We start from the raw sequence: 25337 nt of genomic DNA on the forward strand, positions 1-25337 counted from the left end.
TCCGCCTGTCCGAATATTTGACCTGTAGTTCAAGAAAGGTAGTTTCATGGATCTCGCACTCACCGGCAAGACCGCGGTCGTCACCGGGGCCTCCCGTGGCATCGGCTTGGCCGTCGCCGAAGCCTTCGCCGAGGCAGGCGTCCGCGTCGTCGGCGCGGCCCGCACCATCACCCCCGAACTCGAGAAGGTCTCGGCCGCTACGGTTTCCGCCGACCTCAGCACCCGGGACGGTGCGGTCACGGTCATCGACACCGCGCTCGAGGAACTCGGCGGCATCGACATCCTGGTCAACAACGTCGGCGGCGGCGACCCGGAATGGCTCGACCTGGACGGGTTCCTCCACAGCACCGACGACCAATGGCGCCACTACCTCGACCTCAACCTCTTCAGCGCGATCTGGGCCACCCGAGCCGCCCTGCCCAGCCTCCTCGACCGGCGGGGCGTCATCGTCAACGTGTCCTCGATCAACGCCCACGTCCCCGGCTCCGGTCCGGTCGGCTACAGCGAGGCCAAGGCCGCCCTGGCGTCGTTCGGCAAGCGTCTCAGCGAAGAGTTCGGTCCGCGAGGGGTGCGGGTCAACACGGTCTCCCCCGGCCCGGTCGGGACCCGGATCTGGCGCGACGAGCATCGCATCGGCGCCAAACTGGCCTCCGCCCAAGGAGTATCGCAGGAACAGTTCCTCGACGCGCTGCCCGCACAGTTCGACATCGCCTCCCGCCGCATCACCGAACCCGAGGAGGTCGCCGCCCTGATCACGTTCCTCGCCTCCGGCAGAGCCGCCAACATCGTCGGCGCCGACTTCGTCATCGACGGCGGCATCATCAAGACCACCTGATCCCCACCCGGCGGCTGGCCCGTACTCACGCGTCCGCCGCCCGGGTTCAGCCTCACAGCTCGCATGTGCGCCACCACTCGTGCGCAATGGCGATGTCCGCTGAGGTCACGGCGTGACCGACGGATAGCACACGATGGGTCACCGGCGCACCCGCACGACGCAGCCGTCCGGCCAATCGCCGACCGTCGCCAGCTGACCTGCGGTCGTCGTTCGCGCCGTCGACGATCAGCACCGGCGTGCGATCCGACCGGTAGCGATCGTCGTCGGCGAACGGCGACAGTGGCCGGAACAGAATCGCCCCCGCCAGCAACTCGGGGCGGGCCATCAGCAACGCCGCGGCCATGATCGCACCGTTGGAGAACCCGATCACGACCGGCAGGCGGGTGAGATGGAGTCGGGAGCACGACGTTTCGATGAACTCGGCCAGCACCGGCACCCGGGCGTCCAGGTCCGTTTCGTCCACCCGGCGATCCGGAAAGCGACGGAAGAAAGCGTACCCGCCATCCGTGACGACGGTTCCACGGATACCAAGTCGCGCCGCTCCCGGCGCGATGTCCTCGGCCCACGGCAGCAGGTCGGATTCGGTGCCGTCCGAGCCGTGTAGCAGAACGAGCGGAGCACGAGCGGTGTCGATACCGGAGAGGAATCGGTAGGCATGCGACAGTTTCGGCACGGAACCATCCAACACCTCGGTGCCGGCGAGACCCTGGTCAGCGCCGGATGATCTCGAGCAACGCCGGGTGCGGACCGTGCTGGGGTGTGCCCGTGGAGGGGAGGCTCTTTCGGCACCGAGGTCTGTGACAAACGGCCCTGCCTTCGCCAGCGACGCGGGGAGTGTAGTTGGAGGCATCCACGGTGAAGAGAAACACTCGCGGCGGCGTCGGCAGGGCCGGTTCGCATGATCATCGCGTCGTTGCGGTCATGCAGAGGGAGGTGGGTGCGATCAAGACGGTGACAGGGCTCCTGCCGCTGGCGGTCGTTCTCTTAGTGGTGGTCGTCCTGGTCTGGTGGTTGCTGGACCGCGACAGTCCCATGGGTGCGTGGTTGGTCGCGGCGATCCTGTTCGCACACGGCTGGGTGCATCTGGTCTTTCTGTTTCGGGCACCCCCGCGCGGGTCCGCTGACACGGATGCGGACAACTCGTTCGATACGGATCACTCGTGGTTGATCGGTCGGGGAATCGACAGCCGACTCGTGTACTCGGCGGGTCCGGTGCTGGCCGTGGTCACGTTCGTAGCACTGGCCGCGGCCGCGCTGGCGGTGCTCGGATGGCTGGTCCCGGACACCTGGTGGACCGGTCTCACATCGGCCGGAGTCGCCGGTTCCACAGTGTTGCTCGTGTTGTTCTTCGCGCCCACCCTCGTACTCGGGTTCATCATCAACGCCGGCCTGATTGCCTTGGCGTTCCAGACAGCCTGGGTGGTGCCGCGGTGACATCGACCCGCACGCCGCGATGTTGTCTGGAACGGCACCCGCAGCGGCGGGACTCGTCGCGATAGCCGCGCGATTTGTGGGCACGAAACCCGTCGGTGCATCGGCGAAGATTTTCCGGCCCGAGGAATCGGTAGGCATGCGACGGTTTCGGCACGGGGACATTCAACCGGCACGGGCTCGCCGGCAGGAAGATGCCGGCGAGCCTGCGATCAGCGCCAGATGATCTTGAGCAGGGCCGGGGTGAGGACCATGCGGATGATGGTCGCGTCGATGATGAGGGCCACGATCATGCCGTAGGCGATGTACTTCATCAGGACCAGATCGGAGAAGCCGAACGCACCGGTCACCACGATGAGGATCGCCGCGGCCGAGGTGATCACGCCGCCGGTGTGGGCGACGCCGTAGCGGATGGATTCGGTGGCGTCGGCGCCCGATGCCCGTTTCTCCGCGATCCGCGACAGCAGGAACACCTCGTAGTCGGTCGACAACCCGAAGATCACGGTGACGATCAACGCCACCACCGCGAACATCAGCGGGCCTGGCGTGAACTGGAAGGTCCCGGCGCCATGGCCTTCCACGAAGATCCAGGTGAGCACGCCCAGCGTCGAGACCAGGCTCAGCGCGCTCATCGCGACGGCCTTCACGGCCAGGATCACCGACCGGAACGCGATCACCATCATCGCCAGCGCCGCCGCCATCAGAATCGCCAGCAGCAGTGGCAAGCCGTCGATGAGGCCGTTGATACTGTCGCGTTCCAGCGCCGGGATACCGGCGACCATGATCCGCACGCCCGGTGGTTCGGGCAGGGCCCGCAGGGTGTCGATCACCCGGTCGGCGTCGCGCTTGTCGCCCAGCCCGGCCGAGAGCACGTTGACCCCGTCCTTCGTCGGCGCCGCGGGTTCGAACCGCCCGGTCAGCCCGGGCACCTGATTGGCCTCGTACCGGATGTCGCTGAGCTGCTGCGGCGTCGCGTTCACCACGACCAGCTTCAGCGGTTCGGTGCGGAACCCGGGAAACAGATGGTCGAAGTCCTCCTGCGCCACGCGCGCCGGATTGTCCGCGGCCAGGTACTTCTCGCTGATCCCGCCGAACTCGATATGGCGCAGCGGGATGCTCAACGCCAGCAGGCCGAGCACGATCGGGATGACGACCGCCCACGGCCGCCGCATCGCCCACTGCGCCAGCCGGGAGAAGAACCCGGCATCGATCTCGGCCTCGGTCTTGCTGCGGGAGAACCGCTTCCAGCCCAGCCAGTCGATGCGGCGGCCCGCGATGCTCAACGCGGCGGGCAGTGCGGTCACCGACAGCAGCGCCGCCAGCATCACCGCGGAGATGCCGCCGTAGGGCACCGACCGCAGCACGCCGTTGGGGAAGATGAACAACGCGCCGAGACTGATCGCGATGATCGCGGCGGAGAACAACACGGTGCGGCCCGCGGTCGCGACGGTGCGCGCGGTCGCTTCCTCCACGCTGCGCCCCGCCGCCAGCTCCTCCCGGAACCGGGTGACCGTGAAGAGCCCGTAGTCGATCGCCAAGCCGAGGCTGACCAGCGTCATCACCGCGCTGGCGAACACGTTGACCTCGATATGGGCGGTGAGGAACCGCAGGATGCCGGAGGTGCCGAGGACGGTGAGCCCGCCGATCATCACCGGCAGCAACGCCCCGATGACGCCGCCGAACACGAAGTACAGCAGGATCGCCACGATCGGCAGCGCGATGATCTCCGCCCGTCGGATGTCGTGCTGCATACCGATATTGATGCCCTCGACCACCGGCTGGAGCCCGGCCAGCTGCACGGTCGTGCCGCCCGGTCCCGCTCCGGCAACATCGGCGTTCAGATGCGGTTTGAGGGCCAGGTAGTTGTTGACCGTCGCCGTTCCGCCGCCACCGGCCAGACCGATACTGGCGAAGGCGTGCTGCTTGGTGGGGTCGGAAGCGTTCGCCGAGAAGGGACTGTCCCAGTAGCTGTCGATCTTGTGGATGCGCTCGCCGTAGCGTGCGCGCAGGTCCGCCAGCGCGGCGACGACGGGGCCACGCACCCCGGGATCGTCGACGGTGGTGCCCGGTGGCGCGGTGTAGATGACGATCAGGTCGCCGTCGGTGTCGCGGCCGAAGATGTCGTCGGCCAGCTTCGAGGCCGCCACCGACTCGCTGGACTCGTCGAACCAGCCCTCCTGGGTGTAGCGGCCGGCCATATCGCGGCCGAACCAGCCCGAGATCAGCACCGTCAGGACGAACACGCCGAGCACGAGGTAGCGGTGGCGGTGGACGAATCGGCCCCACCGCATCGCGCGCGATTCCCGCATCGTCAGCCGCAGGCGGCGGTGCGGTAGTCGGCCGAGCGCAGGATGCCGCACAGATCGGTGCGCGAGATCTTCCACTTCCCGTCGAGCAGCACGAAATGCACGATAGTGGTGCGGATGTTGGTGCCCGAACCGTCCTTGTCCAGGCGCATGGTGGCGGTCAGGGTGCCGTCACGATTGTCGAAGACCGGGTCGACGACGCCGTACACCGCGTGCGGGTTGTCGCGCAGCGCTTTGTACATATCGGGGATGGCGTCCTTGAACGCGGCGCCGTCCTCGATCAGGTCGGTGCGTTCGACATCGGGCAGGTTCGGGTCGAGCGCGCGCTTGATCTGCGCGTCGAGTTCCGCGGCGGTCGGCAGCGGCACATTGGCCTTGCTCGACGACACCGCGATGGAGGCGGACAGGGAAGCGTTGGCCGAAGACCGTGCGGCGTCGACCGAGGCCTCGTCGGTGCCTCCACCGCATGCGGTGAGAGCGACGAGGGCCGTGAGGCAGGCGGTGGCCGCAGCGGCCCTGGCGAAAAATGTGGAAGACATCACCATCTACATACCATCAATGACGGCACTGATCCGGCCCAGGATGCTCCGCACGGTCGTGGTGTCCCGCGGCGCGGCCCTCGGGACCGGGATCGCGTCGTGGATCAGATCGCGGACGAACGCGGTGACACTGCGCTCGTCCCCGAGGTCGATATCGGTGACCGGTGCCTGCGCGGTGGCGACCACATCGTCGGCGCCGGGCACGGCTTCACCCAGGTCGGGGCGGTAGATCTGCAGCGTGAGGGTGGCGCGGCGGGTGCGGAAGGCGAACAGGCGGCCGTCGTCGGTGGTGCCGAAGCCGTGGGCGAACGGGCCCACGGTGATGTCATCGATGCCGAACCCCGCGGTTGTCCGGTCGGTCATCGCGATGATCTCCTGCCGTTCGCCGGTAACGGATTGTCGACACGTCAACAGTAACCCCCGTCACCGACAGGCCCGACGTGCGCCACCCGGTCGGAGCTACCGGTGAGTCATCATGGTCAGATGGTGATCAGCGGTCACCTCGTGAGATTAGGAGTTCGGTGCATGCGCCCTCGCGGCTCGGTCGCCTCAGCGCTGGTCGGCGCGGCGGCACTGGTATTGCTGACCGGATGCGCCGGTGAGGACGGCGCCCCGGACGTACCGACCAGAGAACCCGCCACCGCGGCCGTCTCCCCCGCCACCGCTACCGCCCCGGCGGGGCAGGTCGTCCCCGCCGCCGCCACGAAAGCCTTGCTGGCCGAACGCGAGACCGGCCGTCTTGCCGCGCTCGACACCGCGGGCACCACACTGTCGCTGATCGACCCGGCCGCGCCCACCGCCGCGCGGACCGTCACCCTGCCCGCCGCGGGCGCCGCCCTCGCCCAGGGCAAGCCGGGCGAAGTCCTCGTCGCCGCGCCGAACCGCGTGCTGCGGGTGGACGCGAGCGCGGGCACCGTCACCGAGGTCGCCGTCGACGGTGACGTGCACAGCGTGCAAACACGCACCGACGGCAACCTCGTGGTCGGCACGGCCGATGGCACGATCGTCGAACTACGCCCCGACGGCAGCGTCGCGCGCACCGTCACCGGCCTCGTCTCGGCCGACGCGATCGCGCTGACCGGCGAGCACATCACCGTCCTCGACCGCAAGCAGACCGCCGTCGTCAGCGTTCGCGACGACGCCCTCGGCCTGATGCTGCGCGCGGGCGACGGCGCCGCCAACGCGATCGCCGACCCGGAGGGACGGATCATCGTCACCGACACCGCGGGCGGCGAACTGCTGGTCTACTCGGCCGGTCCGCTCGTCCTGCGGCAGCGTTTCCCGGTAGCATCATCGCCTTACGCGCTCGCCTACGATCCGCGGTCCAGCACGGTGTGGGTGACCTGCACGCAGAGCAACGAGGTGGTCGGATACGACTTGTCGACCGGGATCGGCGTCGAGGTGGGGCGGTTCCCCACTCTGCGACAGCCCGACGCGGTGACCGTCGACCCCCGCACCGGCGACCTGTTCGTGGCCTCGGCCACGGGCGACGGTCTGCAGCGGATCGGCGCGGATGAGCGGAAGAGAGGGCAGTGATGGCCGCCAGATCTCACGGTTCGCGCTCGGCGGTACCGCCGAGCTGGGAAACCAGCAACGACGACTACGAATACGTCCCCCTGCGTCTGCCACCGGAGGTCACCCGGGTCACCGCCTCGATGCGGTTGGCCATTCAGGCCGAGTTCGGTGGCTGGGAGTTGTCGCGCGTGCGCGCCTACACCGACGGCAGCCGCCGGGTGTTGTTGCGCCGCCGCAAGAATGCCGTCCTGCCTGTGCCCGAGCCCGGAATGTGAGCCGACCCATGTACGCCCTGCTACTACGCCTGATGTTCCTGATCCCGCCGGAGCGGGTGCACCACCTGGTGTTCTCCGCCCTGCGGTTCGCCACCTGGTTCCCGCCGACCCGCTGGCTCGCGCGCAAGTTGACTGTCGTCGACGATCCGATCCTGGCCACCACGGCCTTCGGTGTCGACTTCCCCGCCCCGCTGGGACTGGCCGCCGGTTTCGACAAGAACGCCGACGGCGCGAACACCTGGGGCTCGCTCGGATTCGGTTTCGCCGAGATCGGCACCGTCACCGCGCACGCGCAGCCGGGTAACCCGGCCCCGCGCCTGTTCCGGCTGCCCGCCGACCACGGTCTGATCAACCGGATGGGTTTCAACAACCACGGTGCCGCGGCCGCCGCCGCCCGCCTGCACGGCGCGCACCCCACGGTCCCGATCGGCGCGAACATCGGCAAGACGAAGGTCACCGAACCCGAGGCCGCGGCCGGCGATTACGCCACCAGCGCCCGGTTGCTCGGCCCGCTCGCCGATTTCGTGGTCGTCAACGTCTCGTCCCCGAACACGCCCGGTCTGCGTGACCTGCAGGCGGTCGAGTCGCTGCGCCCGATCCTGCAGGCCGTGCTGGACAGCGTCAGCGTCCCGGTGTTGGTGAAGATCGCCCCCGACCTGTCCGACGACGACATCGACGCGGTCGCCGACCTGGCCGTCGAGCTGGGTCTGGCCGGCATCGTCGCCACCAACACCACCATCCGCCGCGACGGTCTGGCCACACCTGCCGCCGAGGTGGAGGCGATGGGCGCGGGCGGCCTGTCCGGTGCGCCGGTCGCCGAGCGCTCCCTGGAAGTCCTGCGCCGCCTCTACGCCCGTGTCGGCGACCGGCTGGTCCTGATCTCGGTCGGCGGCATCGAAACCCCCGAGCAGGCCTGGGCCCGTATCCTCGCCGGCGCCACCCTGCTGCAGGGCTACACCGGCTTCATCTACGGCGGCCCGTTCTGGACCACCCGGATCCACCGCGGCATCGCCGCCAACCTGCGGGCGGGTGGTTTCCGTTCGCTGGCCGACGCGGTCGGCGCCGAGCACCGCGCCCCCTCGGCCTGAGGGTCTATCCGTAGTACGCCCGGGGTGCCCGGTCGTCGCTTCCCAGCAGCCGCGTCGGCCGCAGCCTGCTCGGGAAGTGGGCGGGCGCCGGTGGGTCGTGCACGGAATCGCCGGCCGCTCGGGATCGCTCGTCGACACGTTTGGCGAGCTTGATCAGCGCCTGCTGCCAGATGATGCCGAGCACGTCCGCGCGGGCGCTGATCTCGGCGTGCGCGAGGCGATCGTGGGCGGCCGCGAGGTCGCTGACGAGTTCGTCGAGTTCCATCCCCGCCCACGCCTGTTCTCGGGTGACGGTGAACTCGGGCAGCCAGCTCAACCGCCAGGTATCGGGTCCGATGCGTTGTGCGAATTCCGGCGTGCGGTCGCTGCGCAGCGTGTCGTCGGTGCTGTGAATAGTCATCGCGGACCTGCCTTCCCCGGCGGGGAGTCACACCCTCCGAGAGTCTGGCGGGGCATGCGCTCCCCGTATCCCAGTGTGGCATTTGCCTTTTGTTGCGGTCAATTGCCATTGTAGAGAGGTAATTGCCGCAAACCGGGCGCGGCAAACCCGGCATTGTGGCGATCGCAGTACGGCGTCCGCCGCCTCACCGGGGCGCGGGGCCGCCGTCAGGTCATGGGAGGCAGCATGCCGATGGTCCCTCAGGATGCTCGCGTCGCCGCCATTCGCAGCATCCTGACCAGGCTGGGCAAGTACTCGGGCCTGAGCGCAGAACGGCTGCGGCACACCGAGATCGACGCCGCGCCCCTGCTCGAGCTGCTGTCGGTGCGTCGACACGCGCGGCGAACCGGGGCCGGTCCCGAGGAGTCGATCCTGCCGGTGGTGCGTGAGGTCGCGCAGTGGCTGCCCCCGACCGACCGGCTGATCGTGGACGCCGCGCTCTCGCTCGGCCTGTTCCGTGACCGTCCCGGCGTCGGTATCGATGTCGAACGCCTCTATGCGGACAACCTCGGCGAACGTCGAGAGGCCTTGACCGAGCAGTGGGTCGCCCTGCACACCCAGCTCGACGTGGACCCGGTTCCCGAGGCGCCGACCGTCAAACGCCTGCGCACGGTGTCCGAGCACGGCGCCTTCACCGCGCTGGCCGGCCTGCTGGCCACCGACTCCGGCTATCCGATGGCCGGACCGGTCACCGGTCAGCCCGCGGAGGCGGTGTCGGCGCCGCGTGGTGTCGTCACCGTGCTCGGCGACGCGGTCATCGACCACCTCTACCGGGTGGATGCCTTCCCCGCCGCCGACGGCGCGGCCAACGGCAGTTTCACCGGGCATCCCGGCGGCAAGGGCCTCAACCGGGCCGTCGCCGCCGCCCGCCTCGGTATCGACGTGCATCTGGTGGCCGCGGTCGGCGGCGACGAGTACGGGCGCCGAATCCTGGAGTTCATCGAGGCCGAACGGGTCCGGCTGGACCTGATCAAGGTGGTGCCGTTCGCGCCGTCGCTGGTGACCGCGGTGGTGCTGACACCCAACGGCGAGTCCCGCATGATCGGCTGCCGCGACAGCCGGGTCCAGCTCCAGGACGAGGACGTACACCGGCCCGAACTGCGGTCCGCACTGGAAGCCTCCGACGTGGTGATCCTGAGCTTCGAGCCGCCGACGGCGATCATCGAGCAGGTGCTGTCGGTGGTGGCGCAGATCCATCCCAAGCCGCCGGTCATCGTGTGCCCGACGCCGTCGATGGCGGTGCCGCAGAGCCTCTATCAGTACCTGGGCGTGGTCGACTATCTGGTCGGCACCGCGGGTCAGCTCGCGGCGATGCTGCCCGACGTTCCCGCCGAGTCCGCCGACGACATCGCCCGGCTGCTGCGCGGCCTCGGCGTCGGCACCGTGTGCACGGTCGAGAACTTCCGCTGCGCCGTCTCCTCCGACACGGTCGAGACCGTCGTCGACCACTTTCCGCAGGTGCTCAAAGCCTCGGTGGGTGCCGCGGCGGCGTTCACCGCCGCCCTCGCCTACCGGCTCGTCAACGCCCGAACCCCGCTGGTCGCAGCCGATTACGTGTGGACGACGGCGGCGATGATCCCGACGCAGAAACTGGGCGCGGTGGCGGTATCGATGCCCAGTGTCGACGAGATCGACCGCATCGTCCGGCTGTACGCGGCCCCGGGACCGGACCAGGGGTAAAGTCGCGGCGTTCATCTCGCACGCCCAGTCCGACGACGGCGGTCGCGCCGCCCTGTCCCCGCACGGAGGATCGTTGACCATACTGTCGTTCGGCAGTGCCAGAACCGGGCGTGCCGGTGCCGACACCGCGCACCGACTGAGTCGCCGGGGCAGCGACCTCCCGGTCCGGGTCATCGAGATCGCCGATCCCACCGACGGCGGCTATCTGCTCGTCTTCGGCGAACCACGCGACGGCTGCCTCGTGCGGGTGCATTCGCGCTGCCTCTACGGCGAAGGCCTGGGCTCCGACGACTGCGATTGCGGTGCGGAACTGGCGACCTCGATGGACCGGATCCAGGCCGAGGGCGCCGGTGTCCTCGCCTATCTCGAGCAGGAGGGTCGCGGCGCGGGCCTGCTGTGGAAGGCCCGCGGATATCGCGAGAGCGAACGCACCGGCGCCGACACCTTCGACAGCTATCAGCGCTTGGGTCTCGACCCCGACACCCGGCGCTACGACGCCGCCGCGACCGCGGTACGCGAACTCGGGCTCACTCGAGTCCGGCTGCTGACCAACAACCCCGACAAGTGTCGTGCCCTGGACCGCGCGGGCATCGCCGTCGACCCCGTGGCCCTGACCATCACCTTGCATACGGCCCGGGGCAGGCAATACCTGCAGGCCAAGCGCCGACATCGCGCCCACACCATCCCGGCCGATCCGCTCGCCGAGGCGGCACCGAACGCCGCGTCCCCGTCTCGGTGGTGGCCACGTCGTCGGCGGTAACCGCCGCCACAATCCCGTATGTCCGGTTACGATGAGTGAGCTGTGCCACTGTGATGCCCATCGCTCGAGATGATGAGAGGGATTCACTCGCATTGGCTCGGCATCCGGAACGGCCTATTCGGGAACAGGGATATGACAGACATCGGTTTCGCGCACGCCTCGGGCGTCACGGTGCACACCGTGCCCGCCGCCTTCCAGCAGACCGCCGCGTTGCGGCCCGACCAGATCGCCTTGCGCACGGTCGGCGGCACCCAGCAGATCACCTGGGCGGAGTACGCGACACGGGTGCGGGCGCTGGCCGCCGGCCTGGCGAAACTCGGTGTGCGCCACGGTGACGCGGTCGGCATCATGCTCACCAACCGCCCCGAGTTCAATCTGATCGACACCGCGGCCCTGCACCTGGGCGCGACGCCGTTCTCGGTGTACAACACCAGCTCCCCCGAGCAGATCGCGCACGTGTTCGCCAACGCGGGCAACAAGGTGGTGGTCACCGAGCAGGCCTTCCTCGACGTCATCCGGGAATCCGGCGCCGAGGTCGAGCACACCGTGCTGGTCGACGGCACTGCCGAAGGCACCCTCGGCCTGGCCCAGCTGGAATCCGATCCGGAGCCCGACTTCGACTTCGACGCCGCGTGGCAGGCCGTGCAGCCGGGCGATCTGGCCACCCTGATCTACACCTCCGGCACGACCGGCCCGTCCAAGGGCGTCGAGCTCACCCAGAGCAATGTGATCGCGCAGGTCGTCGGCCTGGTGTCCGGTCCGCTGCCGGTCGGTTTCGACGACCGCGCGGTGTCGTACCTGCCCGCCGCGCACGTCGCCGACCGCATCTCCGCGCACGCGATGAGCCTGCTCACCGGCATCCAGATCACCACCGTGCCCGACCCGCGCGAGATCGCCGCCGCGCTGCCCGACGCCCGTCCCACCGTGTTCTTCGGTGTGCCGCGGGTGTGGCAGAAGATCAAGGCGGGCATCGAGAACAAGCTCGCGGTCGAGCCGAGCCCGGTGAAGAAGGCGCTGGCCAACTGGGCGATCGGGGTCGGTGTCGCGCAGGCCAAGGCCAAGCTGTCCGGTGAGGGCGGCTCGCTGCTGCTCGGCGTGCAGCACAAGGCCGCCGACGCCCTGGTGCTGTCCAAGCTGCGCGAGGCGCTCGGTTTCGGTGAGCTGAAGGTCGCCGCGTCCGGTGCCGCCCCGGTGCCCGCGGAGACCCTGGAGTACTTCCTGGGCCTCGGATTCGCGGTCAGCGAGGTGTGGGGCATGTCCGAGACCACCGGCGTCGGTACCTTCACCGATCTGGACAAGCCGCGTCCCGGCTCGGTCGGTCGCGTCATGGACGGTGTCGAGCTGCGGCTCGACGCCGACGGTGAGGTACTGATCCGCGGACCGATCGTCACCCCCGGCTACCGCAACATGCCCGACAAGACCGCCGAGGCGATCGACGACGCCGGCTGGCTGCACACCGGCGACATCGGCACCCTCGACGCCGACGGGTACCTGCGCATCGTCGACCGCAAGAAGGAACTGATCATCAGCGAGGCGGGCAAGAACATCGCCCCCTCCAACATCGAGAACGCGATGAAGGCCGCGTCCTCGATGATCGGTCAGGCCGTCGCGATCGGCGAGGCCCGCCCCTACATCACCGCGCTGATCATGCTCGATCCCGATGTCGCGGCATTGCGTGCCAAGGAGTTCGGTGCCACCGACGCGACCCACGCCGAGCTCGCCCGGCGCAGCGAGATCGTCGAGGAGGTCAAGGCCGCGGTGTCGGCGGGCAACCGCAAGCTGTCCCGGGTGGAGCAGATCAAGCGCTTCGTGATCGTGGAAACCCTGTGGGAGCCGGGCGGTGACGAACTGACCCCGAAGATGTCGCTCAAGCGCACCCCGATCGCGGCCAAGTACGCCGAGCACATCGAGCAGCTGTACGCCGCGACGCCGGCCGAACACGTCGTCAATGTGAAGTAGCACGAGAACGGCCGTGGCCCCGGGAATTCCGACTCCCGGGGCCACCGCCGTATGTGCTCAGTTCTGCTCGTAGGTCCCGATCAGAGTGGCCCGGCCGAGCGTGTGGAAGAACAGGTTGAACCCGAGGTAGGCCGGCGTCGCGTCCGGCCCGACTTCCAGCTCGGGCACGTCGACGGCGTGCACCACCACGAAGTACCGGTGCGGGCCGTGGCCCTGCGGCGGCGCGGCGCCGACGAAGCCCGGGAAACCGCCGTCGTTGCGCAGCGTGACCGCGCCCGCGGGCAGGGTGCCGCCTTCACTGCCCGCGCCGGCGTCGAGTTCGGTGACCGAGGCGGGGATGTTGGCCACCGCCCAATGCCAGAAGCCCGAGGCGGTCGGCGCGTCCGGGTCGTAGACGGTGACCGCGAAGCTCTGTGTGCCCTCGGGGAAACCGGACCAGCTCAGCTGGGGCGAGACGTCTTTGCCGCCCGCGCCGAACACGCCGGACACCTGGTCGTTGGCCAGCGGCTGACCATCGGTGATGTCGGCGGAGGTGACGGTGAACGACGGAACCTGCGGCAGTGCGTCATACGGGTTGTAGCTCATGGGGTCTCCGATTCGTGGCGTCGGTGCTCAGCTGTGCAGGAGGAAGTGTTCCAGGACCCGGGTGCCGAATTCCAGTGACCGCACCGGGACCCGCTCGTCCACCCCGTGGAACAGGGCGGTGAAGTCCAGTTCCGGCGGCAGCTGCAGCGGCGCGAAGCCGAAGCAGCGAATACCCAACCGCGCGAACGCTTTCGCGTCGGTGCCGCCGGAGAGCATGTAGGGCACGGTGCGCCCGTCGGCGTCGTGGGCCAGCACCGCGTCGTTCATGGCGTCGACGAGGTGGCCGTCGAAGGTGGTCTCGTAGGAGTCGAGCTTGGTGATCCACTCGCGTTCGACGTCCGGGCCGATGAGCTCGTCGACCTCGCGTTCGAACGCGGCCTGCCGCCCCGGCACCACGCGACAGTCCACCACGGCCTCCGCGGTCTGCGGGATGACATTGGCCTTGTAGCCCGCCTGCAGCATCGTCGGATTGGCGGTATCGCGCAGGGTGGCGCCGATGATGCGGGAGATGGTGCCGAGCTTGGCGAGCTGACCCTCGATATCGGGGCCCTCCGGGTCGAACTGCAACCCGCTCTCCTCGCTGACCGCGGCGAGGAACTCGGCCACCGAGTCCGACAGCACCACCGGGAAGGTGTGCCTGCCCAGCCGCGCGACGGCCTCGGCGAGGATGGTGACGGCATTGTCGTCGTGCAGGAACGAACCGTGCCCGGCGCGGGCCTTGGCCCGCAACCGCATCCAGCCCAGACCCTTCTCGGCGGTCTCCACCAGATAGAGCCTGCGTTCGGTGCCGTCGGGGCGTGGCACGGTCAGCGAGAAGCCGCCGACCTCGCCGACCGCCTCGGTGACCCCGTCGAACAGGTCGGGCCGGTTGTCCACCAGCCACTGCGACCCCCATTTGCCGCCGTTCTCCTCGTCGGCGAGGAAGGCGAACACCAGGTCGCGCGGCGGGACGGTGCCCTCGGCCTTGAACTGGCGGGCCAGGGCCAGCGTCATGCCGACCATGTCCTTCATGTCGATCGCGCCGCGGCCCCACACGTAGCCGTCGCGGACCGCGCCGGAGAACGGGTGCACGCTCCAGTCGGCGGCCTCGGCGGGCACGACGTCGAGGTGTCCGTGGATCATCAGCGCGCCCCGGCTGGAGTCGGCCCCCTTCAATCGCGCGAAGACGTTGCCGCGACCGGGCGCGCCCGACTCGACGTACTCGGTCTCGTAGCCGACCTCCTGCAATTGCGCGGCCACCCACTCTGCGCACTCGCGTTCGCCTTTGGTGGTCGCCAGCTCACCGGTGTTGGAGGTGTCGAACCGGATCAGCGCACTGACCAGCTCCACCACCTCGTCCACCGCGCGGGACCGTTCGTTCGAACCAGAACTCTCGCCAGATGCCGACACGTCCCCTTTCCTACCACCCCGGCGGTGTCCCCCGCGCCGACTCCCCTGGCTCACGCGGATTCCGCCGCTGCTGGCGACTACTGCTCGTGCTGAGCCGAATTCCCCGGATTCGCGTGTCCGCTGCCCGGCGTGTTTGGCTGTGGCGATGAGATCGCAGGTCGTTCGGGTCGGGACGCTGCTGCTGGCGGGCGCCGCGACGGCGGCGGGTGCGCTGGGTGTGGTGTTGCGTTACCTCGACTGGTCGGCGGAACCGCTGGTGCTCGCCGCGTCCGGCGCGCCCTACCTGATGGGCGGGGCGATTCTGGGCGCGGTGGGGTTCGCGGTGACCCGGCAGTGGGTCGCGACCGGCGCCGCGGTCGTGGTCGCCGGACTCGGTGTGGCGACGCAGGCGCCGTTGTACTTCGCCGACGGCGGGGGCGAGGGGCCGGCGATCACGGTGATGCAGGCGAATCTGCTGTTCGACGGCGCCGACCCGGGCGCGCTGGTGGCGCAGGTGCGCTCGCGCGATGTCGCGGTGCTCACCGTCAACGAACTCACGCGTACCGCCGTGACCGAACTGGGGCGCGCGGGCCTGGACGAGGTGTTGCCGTACCACTATCTCGCCCCGGGGCAGACCGCGAGCGGGACCGGGATCTGGAGTCGATTCCCGTTGTCGGACACCGTCGAATACGACGGGTATGTCCTCAATCAGATCTCGGCGACCGCCATGATTCCGCAGGTCGGGCCGGTCTCGGTCTACGCAGTGCATCCGGTCCCGCCGGTCTACGACACCGGAGTGTGGGCCGACGAATTGTCCCGGCTCGGCGAGGTCCTACGCCGGTCCCCGGCCGATCGCCCGGTGATCGTGGGCGGGGATTTCAACGCCACCTACGACCACGCGCGGTTCCGGGCGCTGGCATCGGGCCGGTTCGCCGATGCCGCCGCGCAGGCCGGTGCCGGGCACCTGGTCACCTACCCGACGGATAAACGTCTGCCGCCACTGATCGGCATCGACCACGTGCTGCTCGCCGGGGCGCACGCCACCGCGGTGGCGACCGTCGCGCTGCCCGGCGCCGATCACAAAGCGCTGGTGGCTCGCGTCGTGCTCGTCCGCTAGCGGGATCGCTCAGCCCGCGGCATGGTCGCGGGCCGCGAGGAGTGCGTCGATCCGTGCTCCGACCGCACGGCCGGCCGCGTGCAGCGGTTCGGCCGAGCGCATGGTTCTGGCCAGCACGAACGCGCCTTCCAGGGAGCTGAGCAGGCCGAGGACGAGGTCGCGGGCGTCGGCGGTGTCCAGACCACGGCGCACGAAATAGGCGGTGCCCTGGTCGATCCAGTCCGCGACGACCCCAGCGGCGATGGCCCGCAGCTCCGGTTCGCTGTCGGCGATCTCCCCGGCGACCGTGCCGACCGGGCACATGTTGATCCACCCCGACTCGGCCATCGTGCGCGCGGCATCGTCGAACGCCGCGGGCACCGCGATCCGCAGATCGGGGTGTGGGTCCATCAGCAGGGGCAGCAGCTGGATGTAGGCGGCGCCGGAGCTGCGCAGCGCCTCCGCCGCGATCTGCACCTTGCCGTGCGGAAAGTGGTGGTAGAGCGACCCCATCGGCGCCTGTGCGGCGGCGGTGATCTGTTTGACGGTGATCGCGCTGTAGCCGTGCGTGCGCATCAGCTCGGCGACCGCGACGACCAGCCGATCCCGGGTAGCCGTTGACATCTTCTCGCTCACCACACCAGACTAGAGCAAACACACTAGAGCGAACACTCTAACGCTGGAGGGTCTCATGCCGACCGTCGATCTGCCCGCGGGCCGCATCCACTTCCACGAACGCGGCGAGGGCCCACCGGTCGTGCTGCTGCACGGTCTGCTGATGAACCACACCGTGTGGGATCACATCCTGGACCTGCTCCCGACCGGCTTCCGCTATGTACTGCCCGATCTGCCGCTGGGCGCGCATCCGGAACCGTTGCGGCCCGGCACCGACCTGAGCCTGCGCGGCCTCAACCAGCTCGTCGCCGACTTCCTCGCCGCCCTCGACCTGCGCGAGGTGACCCTCGTGCACTCCGACTGGGGCGGCGCCCTGTTTCTCACCGCCTACGATCTCGACGAGCGCGTCGGCCGGCTGATCGTCTTCCCTAGCGAGGCGTTCGACAACTTCCCGCCCGGCCTGCCCGGCAAGACCGCGACACTGGCCGCCTACCTGCCCGGCGGTGTCACCCTGGCACTGCGCCAGCTCCGCATCCGATGGTTGCGTGACAGTCCGCTGATGTTCGGCTGGATGGCGAAATACCCCCTGCCCGACGATCTCGTCCACGGCTGGACCGAACCGGGTCTGCGCGATCGGGGCATCCGCGCCGACGTGCTCGCCTACATGCGGTCGGGCTTGCGCAAGCCCGACCTCGTCACCGCAACCGAGGCGCTGCGCCGCTTCCGGGGCGAGGCCCTGATCTTGTGGTCGTCGGCGGGCAAGGTCATGCCGCGCGAGCACGGCCGTCGCCTGGCCGACCTCATCCCGCGCGCCCGGCTGGTCGAGATCGACGACGCCTACGTCCTGTCGATGCTCGACCAGCCCACCGCGGTCGCCGCCGCCGTCACGGAGTTCCTCGCCACCACCTCGGCGCAGCCGACCGAGCGCTGAGGTCGCTCAGGTCTGCTGCACCGGGTCGTAGGCGTCGGCGCCGAGCCCGAACGTCCACGCGACGCCTTCGCGGGCAGTGCGGGTGGTCGGCGGGACGCGCAGCCAGTACACGCGATGCGTACCGTCGGGCTCCGGCGTCGAATTCACCACCTCGACCATGACCACGTCCTCGTCGCCGACGAGATCGATGCGCCACAGAACGCCGGTCTCGTCGCGGTGCACGGGCCGAGCGTCGGATTCGGTCAGGTACCGGTCGTAGCCGTAGTGCTCGAGCATGACCCGGCGCAGTTCGGCGTTCTCTTCGTCGCGGATGCGCTGCGGCGTCAGCGAGTTCAGGCTGTCCAGGAACTCGGCGGGCACCGGCATGCCGCGCCACGCGTGCAAGGCGAAGCCGTCGGCGTAGGCCAGGGCGGGTCCGTCAGCGCGGTCGAGTCGCCCGGCCTCGTCGCGATGCAGCGCGATCGGGCGTTCGGAGATCACCGCGATCTTCGCGTAGGGCCACCACCAGCCCGCGTGCCGCGCCACCTCGGCCACGCCGTCGAGCGGGTGCCCGGGCGCGGTGTCGTAGGCGCTGAGCCAGGCCGCCTCGTGCTGACCGAGCACGGCATCGAGCAGCAGCACACGAATCCGCCGCTCCTGCGTGCGATCACCGCCGGCCGCCTCGACGACGCCGGCGCGGATCCGGTCGATCACCATGGCGGTGACCTCCCACAGGTCGGCGCCGGTGGCCCGCCAGTGCGCGCTGTAACCGGGCGCGCCCAGTTCGGCGTGCAACCGGGCGCGTTCGGCCGCCCACGGTCCGCTGCGCACGGCCTCCCGTACCGGTGCGCCCGGATCGATCCCCGAGGTGAGGATGCGCACGGCTTCCAGCGGCGAACGCGCCCAGCGGATCTGCTCGGGTTCGGGCAGGCCCGCACGCGAATAGGCCAGGCGCACGCCCGCTTCGGCGGCCGCCCGGTCGCCGGGTCCGGTCGCGGCGGCGATCGCCCGCCAGTGGTCGTCCGTCCTCGTGGGCTCCCCGCTCATCAGTCGGCCACCACCCGAACGGAGCCGGGGAGGTACTCACGCTGGCGCACCACCCGGTACCAGCCCTTGGGCAGGCCGATGGGCGCGTGCTCCTCGTGCACCACCCGTCCGCCTTCGGGCAGGTGCAGCAGCATCGGGCCGAAAGCCCCTGCCTCCCTGATCAACCGACCGGGCGCGGCGATCGCATGCGCGTGCCCGGTCACCTCCCCGAGCGCCAGCACGAGCCTGCCCCGCCCGTCGCGGTGCTCGCCCCGCGCCGCCAGAGCACCGGCGGGGACCGCCGTCTCGGCCAGCGGCACGATCAGGACATCGCCTTGTCGATACATGAATTTCCTCCCGTCACGGCCCGCGACCGCAGCCGTGGCGAGGACGGTAGCGCCAGGTGCCGACAACTCGGCCCGCCGCGCGGATTGTCGGTGCCGCTTGGTAGAAACGCAGCAGTCACCACGGGGTCACTACGCCAGAAGGGGCGGGAACAGCTATGTCCATCGGAGAACATCTGCGCGGGTGGGGCGGTCTGCCTGCCTATCCGTTCCCGGACCCGGAGAAGGACGACGAAGCGCGGGAGACGGCGGTGCGGCTGCTGCCCGCCGCAGACGGTGTGGCGTGGCGGATCGGTGTCGATTCCTATGAGGCCGCGGAGACCTGGCCGGAGGCTTTCGCCAGGTTCCTCGACACGGTCGATACGGCGCGGGTGCGCGCGATCGTCGTCGGCTCGTGGGCCGACGCCTACGACAATCGCCCCGATGATGTGATCGACGCGATCATCGCCGCCCGCGCGCGGCTACCGATGCTGCGGGCGCTGTTCATCGGCGACATCATCGGCGAGGAGTGCGAGATCTCCTGGATCAATCAGGGCGAGGTCACCCGGCTGCTCGACGCGTTCCCGCGGCTCGAGGAGTTCGGCGTGCGCGGTGGCGAGCAGCTGGAATTCCCGGCGGTCCGCCACGAGCACCTGCGCAAGCTGAAGGTGCAGGCCGGTGGTCTGCCGGTGGCCGTCGTCCGCGGCATCGCCGCCAGCGACCTGCCCGCACTGCACGACCTGGAACTGTGGCTGGGGACGTCCGAGTACGGCGGCGACGCCGATGTCAGCGACCTCGCGCCGATCCTGTCCGGCGACCGGCTGCCCAACCTCAAGCGGCTGGCCTTGCGCAACAGCGAGATCCAGGACGCGGTCTGCGCCGCGGTGGCCTCGGCGCCGGTGGTCGCCCGGCTCGAGGTGCTCGACCTGTCGATGGGTGTGCTCACCGACGACGGCGCCGCCGCGCTGCTCGGCGGTCAGCCGCTGACCCACCTGACCTCACTGGATCTGCACTACAACTACGTGAGCAAGGAGATCGGCGCCCGCCTCGCCGACACCCTCACCCCGGCGGGCGTGGCACTGAATCTGGACACCGACGACGCCGAATCCGACGAGGACGACGACGGTTCGGTGTGGCGGTTCGTCGCGGTCGGCGAGTGATCCGACGTGCGCTGGGTGGTGGTCGGCAACGCCGAGAACCGGCGGGTCCGGCTGTGCACCGACGCGGCCCGCGCGGCCGGGTTTCCGGCACCGCGGGTGGTGGAATGGCTGTCGGCGCTGACCGAGGGCGGCCATGATTTCGCCGCCGACGAGCTCGTCCGGCTGGATTCCCCCGGTGAGAATCTTGCAGTCGATGCACTGTTGCGTGGGGTGAATGATCCGACCCGCGTGGAGGGTTCGGCCCGGTGGTACGCGGGCTTTCTCGCGGCGGTGGGGTCGCTGCGCGGCGGGCACCGGCTCGACGATCCGGCCGACCTCGCGGTGTTGTTCGACAAACGGCGCTGCCATGCCCACCTCACCGCGGCCGGGGTGCCGGTCCCGCCGTCACCGGTCACGGGCCCGCTCCACGGCTGGGTCGACGTGCGAGCGCAGATGCGGGCGGCGGGCATGGCGCGGGTGTTCGTGAAGCTCGCGCACGGTTCGTCGGCGTCGGGGGTGCTGGCGATCGAATCCACCGCGTCGGGTCGCTGGCAGGCGACGACCTCGGTCGAAATCAGCGCCGAAGGCACCCTGCACAACTCCTTGCGGGTGCGCCGGTACCGCGACGAACGCGAGATCGCCGCGATCGTCGACCGGCTCGCGCCCGACGGCCTGCATGTCGAACGCTGGATCCCCAAGGCCACCACCGGTGGCCGCTGCGCGGACCTGCGGGTCGTGGTGATCGCGGGCCGGGCGACCCACGTCGTCGTCCGCACCAGCCGTGGCCCCCTGACCAACCTGCACCTCGGCGGTGCGCGCGGGGATCTGGCCCACGTCCGTGCAGCGATGGGTGACCGGTGGGCCGAGGCGATGGACATCTGTGAACGCGCCGCCGCCTGCTTCCCGGCGACCCTGTGCGTCGGTGTCGATCTCCTGCCCGGCGCGCACTGGCGACGGTTCACCGTCGGCGAGGTCAACGCCTTCGGTGACCTGCTCCCCGGGCTGACCGGCCTGCCGGGAACCCCGGCCGAGGGATTGGACACCTACACCGCACAGCTCACCGCCGCGGCCGCGATCGGAGCCTCCCGATGACTTTCTCGACCGGGTCACGTCCCGATATGACCGAGGTCGTCGGCCGCGACGACCTGTTGCTGCTCACGCTCGACACGCTGCGCTACGACGTCGCGACCGAACTCGCGGCCGCGGGCAGACTGCCCACCCTGGCCGCACACCTGCCGCAGGGCCGCTGGGAAAAGCGCCACGCGCCGGGCAGTTTCACCTACGCCTCGCACCACGCGATGTTCGCCGGCTTCCTGCCGACCCCGGCCGCGCCGGGTCCGCATCCGCGCCTGTTCGCGGCTCGGTTCGCGGGGAGCGAGACCACCGCCGAGGGCACCTTCGTCTTCGAGGAGCCCGATCTGGTGACGGCTCTGACGGCGCGCGGCTACCACACCGTGTGCATCGGTGGTGTCGGCTTCTTCAACAAGCAGGGGGCGCTGGGCAGCGTGCTGCCCGGGCTGTTCACCGAAAGCCATTGGGCGCCGGAGTTCTCGGTGGCGTCGCCGACCTCGTTCGAGGCGCAGGTGGCCTGCGCCGAACGTGTCGTCGCGGCCGTGCCCGCCGACCAGCGGCTGTTCCTGTTCCTCAACGCCTCGGCCCTGCACCAGCCCAACTGGTTCCACCTGCCGGGCGCGACCCGCGCGGCGGGAGACAGCCGCGACACCCACGCGGCGGCACTGGAATACATCGACGCCCATGTCGGCAGGCTGTTCGACGCGATGCGGTCGCGCCGACGGTGTTTCGCGATCGTGTGCTCCGATCACGGCACCGCCTACGGCGACGACGGGTACACCGGCCACCGGCTCGGCCACGAATCGGTGTGGACGGTCCCCTACAGCCACTTCTTCCTGGAGCCCGACGCATGATCGATACCGCGCTACCGCGCCCCTACCAGAACTACGTCTACGCCTACCCGCACAAGACGGCCTATCGGCCGCTGCCGGACCGGCCACCGCTGGCGCGGGTGTGGGCCGGTGAAGCCCGGTCGGCGCTGTCGCTGTATCTGCACATCCCGTTCTGTGAGGTGCGCTGCGGTTTCTGCAATCTGTTCACGCGGGTCGGCGCACCGGAGGGTCTCACCGGCCGCTATCTCGACGCGCTCGCCCGCCAGGCGAGCGCGGTCCGGGACGGTCTCGGCGATGCCGAACGACCGCGCTTCGCCAACGCGGCCTTCGGCGGCGGCACCCCGACCTTCCTCACCGCCGACGAGCTGACCAGACTCTGCGATATCGCCGAGGCGATCATGGGCGCCGACCTGCGCGCGATCCCGCTGTCGGTGGAGGCCTCGCCGTCCACCGCCACCGCCGACCGGCTGTCGGTGCTGGCCGAGCGCGGGGCGACCCGATTGAGTCTGGGCGTGCAGAGCTTTCTCGACGACGAGGCCAAGGCGGCGGTGCGGCCACAACGTCGCGCCGAGGTCGAAGCGGCCCTGGGCCGGATCCGGGACGCGGGCATCCCCGTGCTCAATATCGACCTGATCTACGGCATCGACGGCCAGACCGCCGCGAGCTGGCGCGTCTCGCTGGACGCGGCCCTGGCCTGGCGGCCAGAAGAGATCTACCTCTACCCGCTGTATGTGCGGCCGCTGACCGGTCTGGCCAGGCACGCCGATCCCGCTGTCGCCGAACAGGACTGGGACCGCGATCGCCTCGCGCTGTACGCGTACGGGCGCGACCATCTGCTCGCCGCCGGCTACGAGCAGGTGTCGATGCGGATGTTCCGCCGCGCCGACGCCCCACCCCAGGGCCCCGACGACTACGCCTGCCAGACCGACGGCATGATCGGGCTCGGCTGCGGCGCCCGCTCCTACACGAGCACGCTGCACTACTCGTTCGACTACGCCGTCGACCTGCGCGAGGTACGCGGCATCATCGACACCTACATCGCGACCACAGATTTCACGTCGGCCCTGCACGGCCGGGTGATCGACGCCGACGAAGCCGCCCGCAGGCACCTGCTCCAGTCGCTGTTGCAAGCCGACGGACTTCTCCTCACCGACTACCGCGCCCGCTTCGGCACCGATCCCTGGGACGACTTCGGCGCCGAACTGCACACCTTGGCCGAGCGCGGCTGGCTGGCCGACACCGGCACCGATCTGCTGCGTCTGTCGCCGCAGGGCCTGGCGTACTCCGACGCGATCGGCCCCGAGTTCTTCTCCCCCGCCGTGCGCGCCGCCATGGCCGCCTACGAGCTGCGCTGACCATGGACCTGACCCTGCTGTATCGGGGGCCGCTGGCCTCCTGCGACTACGACTGCCCGTACTGCCCGTTCGCCAAGCGCCGCGACTCCACCGACCAGTTGCGCACCGACCGAGCCGCACTGCGCCGCTTCACCGACTGGGCGCACGCCCAGACCGAGGACCGGCTGTCGGTGCTGTTCACGCCATGGGGGGAGGGCCTGGTGCGGTCGTGGTACCGGACGGCACTGATCGAGTTGTCGCACCGCCCGCACCTCGATCGGGTCGCCATCCAGACCAACCTGAGTGGCCGGATCGACTGGACCGCCGACGCGGACCGCGACACCCTCGCCCTCTGGTGCACCTACCATCCCGGCCAGACGCCGTATCGCCGATTCCTCGACAAGGTTGAACGGCTGGCCGAGGCAGGCATTCGGTTCAGCGTCGGCATCGTCGGCCTGCCCGACCATCTCGACCACGCCCGCAGGCTGCGCGCCGACCTGCCCGACCACGTGTACCTGTGGATCAACGCCGCCGAGGGCCACACCTACACCGACGACGAGGCCGCGTGCTGGACCGCGATCGACGCGCTGTTCCCCTTCAGCAGGCACCCGCACCGCTCGGCCGGAGCACCGTGCCGCACCGGGGCGTCGGTGATCTCGGTCGACGGTGACGGCGAGGTCCGCCGCTGCCACTTCGTGCGCACGCCGCTGGGCAACCTCTACGACGGCTCCTACCGTGCGGCGCTGACCCCGCGCCCCTGCCCGCTGTCGGTGTGCGACTGCCACATCGGCTACGTCCACCTGGAGACGCTGCCGCTCTACGACGTGTTCGCCGGTGGTGTGCTGGAACGGATTCCCGCTCAGCCGACGTCGAGTGTGGTGCTCACCGGGGTGGCACCGGTCGACAGGTCGAGCACCGGGCAGTGCGCGTCGACGGCCTGCTGCAGTTCCGCGTAGCGCTGCGCGGACTCGGGTCCGGTGATCCGCACGTTCACCCGCACCGCCTGGAAGCCGGGGCGCACGGTGTCGTCGATGCCGAAGAAGCCGCGCACGTCCAGATCGCCCTCGGCGGTGATCGCGAGGTCGTCGACGGTGATGCCGAGCCGTTGCGCCCAGAATCGGTAGGTGACCACCTGGCAGGAGATCAGGGCCGCGAGATACACCTCGACCGGATTGGCGGCGGCATCGGCGCCACCGAGGGCGGGTGGTTCGTCGACGGCCACGCGGTGCGAGCGTGCGGTGACGACACTGCCCACCGTGCCCTCGGTGGTGCCTGCCGCCCGGAAGACGAAGCGCGCGTTGGCCGGATCGGCCGCCACCGCCTGCGCGGTCGTGTCGGAGATCTCGTTGAGCGTGGTGAGCTGACTGGTCATGCCGGGACGCTATCGCCGCGACGGCGGTCCGCCCACCCATGTATTCGGGCTGATTTCAACCGGCCTCGGGGCGACCGCCGAACAGGATCTGGACGGCTCGCCGCTGCGCTTCCTCGGGTGCGAGTGGCTCACTACCGGGCGGATAGATCGGCTCCGGGCGATCACCGAGCAGGTAGTCGCGGAAGGCGCACAGGTATTCGTCGAGATCGCGCTGATCGGCGAACCTGGTCCCAGTCGGATCGAACCACTCGTCGGGAGTCGGGCGCCAGGCGATCATGTAATCGAGAGATCGACGCAGCAGTTCGCCGTAGGTCGGGTCCCTGACGCAAGCGGCCCGCAGTGTGGGGACGCTGCCACGCATGCCGCGGCGGTATTCGGCGCTGTGCAGCGTCAGCAGCGGCCACGTCAGGCCGTCGATGTGCGGGATCTCGTCCCACCAGGTGCCCTTCGTGGGCGGGTTCGCACCCGCTCGCACCCGGCGTGAGTCGGTGACGGGTGCCGGATAGTCGGTGGGCGCGCCGCGGCGGTCGATGCTGCGGGTCGGCCCGATTCCGAGATTCACCGGTGGGTACCACACCCCGCGCCACACCGGGACTCCGAGACAGCGATTCAGCCGCATCGGCTCGGCCAGGGAGATGTCGGCCGTGATGCGGCGGATCGGGGGCAGCGGACCGTCCGCGACCTGCTCCGCCACCATCGACAGACAGTCCGGGACGTCGAATCCGGTCACGCCGACGCCCTCCCGGAGTCGTGTGTACGCAGACTCGTGCCGGTCGAATTCGATCCAGAACCGTCGCGGTGTGCTCACGCGAGATCGTCCTTCTGCTGCATCGTGCCG

27 protein-coding genes are annotated in these 25337 nt (G+C 69.8%); 15 read left to right on the top strand and 12 right to left on the bottom strand.

Going from position 1 to position 25337, the window contains the following annotated elements; translation table 11 throughout:
* The first annotated feature begins 46 nt into the window (after positions 1–46).
* Complete coding sequence (locus Q7X29_RS18375) at positions 47–835, top strand: oxidoreductase (RefSeq protein WP_316574828.1); 789 nt, start codon at positions 47–49, stop codon at positions 833–835.
* Between the two features lie 52 nt (positions 836–887).
* Here Q7X29_RS18375 and Q7X29_RS18380 read toward each other — a convergent pair whose 3' ends face one another.
* Entirely contained in the window at positions 888–1508 is a 621-nt protein-coding gene (locus tag Q7X29_RS18380; RefSeq protein ID WP_316574829.1) for an alpha/beta hydrolase, read from the bottom strand.
* 182 nt (positions 1509–1690) lie between these two features.
* Here Q7X29_RS18380 and Q7X29_RS18385 point away from each other — a divergent pair, with 182 nt between their 5' ends.
* Positions 1691–2269, top strand: coding sequence for a hypothetical protein (locus tag Q7X29_RS18385; protein ID WP_316574830.1), 579 nt, complete (start codon positions 1691–1693; stop codon positions 2267–2269).
* A 209-nt stretch (positions 2270–2478) separates the two neighbouring features.
* Here the strand turns inward: Q7X29_RS18385 and Q7X29_RS18390 are convergent, their stop codons facing one another.
* The 3 genes from Q7X29_RS18390 to Q7X29_RS18400 are packed head-to-tail and all read right to left on the bottom strand — an operon-like array spanning position 2479 to position 5474.
* Positions 2479–4575, bottom strand: coding sequence for an MMPL family transporter (locus Q7X29_RS18390; RefSeq protein WP_316574831.1), 2097 nt, complete (start codon positions 4573–4575; stop codon positions 2479–2481).
* 2 nt (positions 4576–4577) lie between these two features.
* Positions 4578–5111: a hypothetical protein gene (locus Q7X29_RS18395; RefSeq protein ID WP_316574832.1), complete on the bottom strand. Its 534-nt coding sequence runs from the start codon at positions 5109–5111 to the stop codon at positions 4578–4580.
* Between the two features lie 6 nt (positions 5112–5117).
* Positions 5118–5474 carry a hypothetical protein gene (locus Q7X29_RS18400; RefSeq protein ID WP_218720236.1) on the bottom strand — a complete coding sequence of 119 codons (357 nt, stop codon included), beginning with the start codon at positions 5472–5474 and terminating at the stop codon, positions 5118–5120.
* A 162-nt stretch (positions 5475–5636) separates the two neighbouring features.
* On the opposite strand from Q7X29_RS18400, the gene Q7X29_RS18405 reads away from it, so the two are divergent.
* The 3 genes from Q7X29_RS18405 to Q7X29_RS18415 are packed head-to-tail and all read left to right on the top strand — an operon-like array spanning position 5637 to position 7989.
* Positions 5637–6647 (top strand): YncE family protein, encoded by a 1011-nt coding sequence (locus Q7X29_RS18405; protein WP_218720238.1) that lies wholly within the window; start codon positions 5637–5639, stop codon positions 6645–6647.
* Positions 6647–6901 carry a DUF5703 family protein gene (locus Q7X29_RS18410; protein WP_218720240.1) on the top strand — a complete coding sequence of 85 codons (255 nt, stop codon included), beginning with the start codon at positions 6647–6649 and terminating at the stop codon, positions 6899–6901. The genes Q7X29_RS18405 and Q7X29_RS18410 overlap by 1 nt, the downstream gene beginning before the upstream one ends.
* A gap of 8 nt (positions 6902–6909) precedes the next feature.
* Positions 6910–7989: a quinone-dependent dihydroorotate dehydrogenase gene (locus Q7X29_RS18415; RefSeq protein WP_218720242.1), complete on the top strand. Its 1080-nt coding sequence runs from the start codon at positions 6910–6912 to the stop codon at positions 7987–7989.
* A gap of 4 nt (positions 7990–7993) precedes the next feature.
* Here the strand turns inward: Q7X29_RS18415 and Q7X29_RS18420 are convergent, their stop codons facing one another.
* Positions 7994–8389 (bottom strand): hypothetical protein, encoded by a 396-nt coding sequence (locus Q7X29_RS18420; RefSeq protein ID WP_218720244.1) that lies wholly within the window; start codon positions 8387–8389, stop codon positions 7994–7996.
* Positions 8390–8614: 225 nt separating this feature from the next.
* Between Q7X29_RS18420 and Q7X29_RS18425 the strand changes: the two genes are divergently transcribed.
* The 3 genes from Q7X29_RS18425 to Q7X29_RS18435 all read left to right on the top strand — a co-directional run bounded on the left by Q7X29_RS18425 (position 8615) and on the right by Q7X29_RS18435 (position 12827).
* Complete coding sequence (locus Q7X29_RS18425; RefSeq protein WP_218720246.1) at positions 8615–10108, top strand: PfkB family carbohydrate kinase; 1494 nt, start codon at positions 8615–8617, stop codon at positions 10106–10108.
* Positions 10109–10181: 73 nt separating this feature from the next.
* Positions 10182–10868 (top strand): GTP cyclohydrolase II RibA, encoded by a 687-nt coding sequence (gene ribA, locus Q7X29_RS18430; protein ID WP_218720248.1) that lies wholly within the window; start codon positions 10182–10184, stop codon positions 10866–10868.
* Positions 10869–11000: 132 nt separating this feature from the next.
* Positions 11001–12827, top strand: coding sequence for an AMP-dependent synthetase/ligase (locus tag Q7X29_RS18435; protein WP_218720249.1), 1827 nt, complete (start codon positions 11001–11003; stop codon positions 12825–12827).
* A gap of 57 nt (positions 12828–12884) precedes the next feature.
* Here Q7X29_RS18435 and Q7X29_RS18440 read toward each other — a convergent pair whose 3' ends face one another.
* Entirely contained in the window at positions 12885–13412 is a 528-nt protein-coding gene (locus tag Q7X29_RS18440; protein WP_316574833.1) for a YbhB/YbcL family Raf kinase inhibitor-like protein, read from the bottom strand.
* A 27-nt stretch (positions 13413–13439) separates the two neighbouring features.
* Entirely contained in the window at positions 13440–14801 is a 1362-nt protein-coding gene (locus Q7X29_RS18445) for a M20/M25/M40 family metallo-hydrolase (protein ID WP_218720252.1), read from the bottom strand.
* 145 nt (positions 14802–14946) lie between these two features.
* Here Q7X29_RS18445 and Q7X29_RS18450 point away from each other — a divergent pair, with 145 nt between their 5' ends.
* Positions 14947–15897: an endonuclease/exonuclease/phosphatase family protein gene (locus Q7X29_RS18450; RefSeq protein ID WP_218720254.1), complete on the top strand. Its 951-nt coding sequence runs from the start codon at positions 14947–14949 to the stop codon at positions 15895–15897.
* Between the two features lie 9 nt (positions 15898–15906).
* Here the strand turns inward: Q7X29_RS18450 and Q7X29_RS18455 are convergent, their stop codons facing one another.
* A complete protein-coding gene (locus Q7X29_RS18455; RefSeq protein ID WP_316574834.1) occupies positions 15907–16512 on the bottom strand; it encodes a TetR/AcrR family transcriptional regulator in 606 nt (201 codons plus the stop codon).
* A 55-nt stretch (positions 16513–16567) separates the two neighbouring features.
* On the opposite strand from Q7X29_RS18455, the gene Q7X29_RS18460 reads away from it, so the two are divergent.
* Positions 16568–17422: an alpha/beta fold hydrolase gene (locus tag Q7X29_RS18460; RefSeq protein WP_316574835.1), complete on the top strand. Its 855-nt coding sequence runs from the start codon at positions 16568–16570 to the stop codon at positions 17420–17422.
* A 6-nt stretch (positions 17423–17428) separates the two neighbouring features.
* Here Q7X29_RS18460 and Q7X29_RS18465 read toward each other — a convergent pair whose 3' ends face one another.
* Together Q7X29_RS18465 and Q7X29_RS18470 are read right to left on the bottom strand one after the other, a co-directional pair.
* Positions 17429–18448, bottom strand: coding sequence for a DUF6745 domain-containing protein (locus Q7X29_RS18465; protein ID WP_316574836.1), 1020 nt, complete (start codon positions 18446–18448; stop codon positions 17429–17431).
* A complete protein-coding gene (locus Q7X29_RS18470) occupies positions 18448–18774 on the bottom strand; it encodes a hypothetical protein (protein ID WP_218720261.1) in 327 nt (108 codons plus the stop codon). The genes Q7X29_RS18465 and Q7X29_RS18470 overlap by 1 nt, the downstream gene beginning before the upstream one ends.
* A gap of 155 nt (positions 18775–18929) precedes the next feature.
* On the opposite strand from Q7X29_RS18470, the gene Q7X29_RS18475 reads away from it, so the two are divergent.
* From Q7X29_RS18475 to Q7X29_RS18495, 5 genes are read left to right on the top strand one after another with little or no spacing between them, the layout of a single operon-like run.
* Positions 18930–19910 carry an STM4015 family protein gene (locus Q7X29_RS18475; RefSeq protein ID WP_218720262.1) on the top strand — a complete coding sequence of 327 codons (981 nt, stop codon included), beginning with the start codon at positions 18930–18932 and terminating at the stop codon, positions 19908–19910.
* A gap of 6 nt (positions 19911–19916) precedes the next feature.
* Complete coding sequence (locus Q7X29_RS18480; RefSeq protein WP_316574837.1) at positions 19917–20981, top strand: STM4014 family protein; 1065 nt, start codon at positions 19917–19919, stop codon at positions 20979–20981.
* Complete coding sequence (locus Q7X29_RS18485) at positions 20978–21814, top strand: STM4013/SEN3800 family hydrolase (protein WP_255588264.1); 837 nt, start codon at positions 20978–20980, stop codon at positions 21812–21814. Before Q7X29_RS18480 ends, Q7X29_RS18485 begins: the two co-directional genes overlap by 4 nt.
* Positions 21811–23148: an STM4012 family radical SAM protein gene (locus tag Q7X29_RS18490; protein WP_316574838.1), complete on the top strand. Its 1338-nt coding sequence runs from the start codon at positions 21811–21813 to the stop codon at positions 23146–23148. The genes Q7X29_RS18485 and Q7X29_RS18490 overlap by 4 nt, the downstream gene beginning before the upstream one ends.
* A gap of 2 nt (positions 23149–23150) precedes the next feature.
* Positions 23151–24083, top strand: a complete 933-nt coding sequence (locus tag Q7X29_RS18495; RefSeq protein ID WP_316574839.1) for an STM4011 family radical SAM protein — start codon at positions 23151–23153, stop codon at positions 24081–24083.
* Here Q7X29_RS18495 and Q7X29_RS18500 read toward each other — a convergent pair.
* Positions 23987–24499 carry an OsmC family protein gene (locus Q7X29_RS18500; RefSeq protein ID WP_218720269.1) on the bottom strand — a complete coding sequence of 171 codons (513 nt, stop codon included), beginning with the start codon at positions 24497–24499 and terminating at the stop codon, positions 23987–23989. The two genes, Q7X29_RS18495 and Q7X29_RS18500, sit on opposite strands and share 97 nt — an antisense overlap.
* Before the next feature lie 55 nt (positions 24500–24554).
* Positions 24555–25307, bottom strand: coding sequence for a hypothetical protein (locus tag Q7X29_RS18505; RefSeq protein ID WP_316574840.1), 753 nt, complete (start codon positions 25305–25307; stop codon positions 24555–24557).
* Positions 25308–25337: the final 30 nt, after the last annotated feature.

Source organism: Nocardia canadensis, from assembly GCF_032656385.1.
Lineage (GTDB): Bacteria > Actinomycetota > Actinomycetes > Mycobacteriales > Mycobacteriaceae > Nocardia > Nocardia canadensis.